The 875-nt window shown below is 48.9% G+C and carries 1 protein-coding gene; it reads left to right on the forward strand.

Annotated elements, in window-relative coordinates; translation table 11 throughout:
• Positions 1-875 (forward strand): CpaF family protein (locus tag R7Q48_RS25735; RefSeq protein ID WP_318133002.1); only part of this gene is annotated, 875 nt, incomplete at both ends.

The raw sequence follows: 875 nt of genomic DNA on the forward strand, positions 1-875 counted from the left end.
AAGACCAAACGCATCCTTTAAGTTCAGAAGCGCGCAATCGCGTTATCCACCAAATCGAAGACGAAGTGTTTGGTCTTGGGCCGCTTGAGCCACTGCTTGAAGATCCAACCATTTCAGATATTTTGGTCAATGGCCCTAAAAACATTTATGTCGAGCGCTTTGGTAAGCTAGAAAAAACGCCGCATACGTTTTTGGATGAGCGCCACCTTCGCAACATCATTGACCGTATTGTAAGCCAAGTAGGCCGACGTATTGATGAGGCGTCGCCTATGGTGGATGCGCGTCTAAAAGATGGCTCTCGTTTCAATGCCATCATCCCTCCACTTGCCATTGATGGGCCATCGGTATCCATTCGTCGTTTTGCGGTCGAACGTTTGAATATGGACAACTTACTAGGGCTTGGTTCGCTCTCGCCAGAAATGGGCAAATTCTTGAATGCAGCCGTTGTCGGGGAACTGAACATTCTTATCTCGGGCGGTACAGGCTCAGGTAAAACAACCACGCTTAACATCCTGTCTGGTTTCATTCCGAGTGACCAACGTATCGTTACTATCGAAGACTCGGCCGAGTTGCAGTTACAACAACCACACATTATTCGTTTGGAAACACGTCCATCCAACATTGAAGGAAAGGGGGAAATCTCCCAGCGTGATCTGGTGAAAAACTCACTGCGTATGCGTCCTGACCGAATTGTGATTGGTGAGGTGCGTGGCTCGGAAGCGGTCGATATGTTGTCTGCGATGAACACCGGTCACGACGGTTCACTTGCGACCATTCACGCCAATACACCAAGGGATGCACTCAGCCGTATTGAAAACATGTTCTCTATGGCGGGTTGGAACGTTTCAACCAAAAACTTAAGGGCGCAGATCGCG

This window comes from Vibrio sp. 378 (assembly GCF_033339435.1).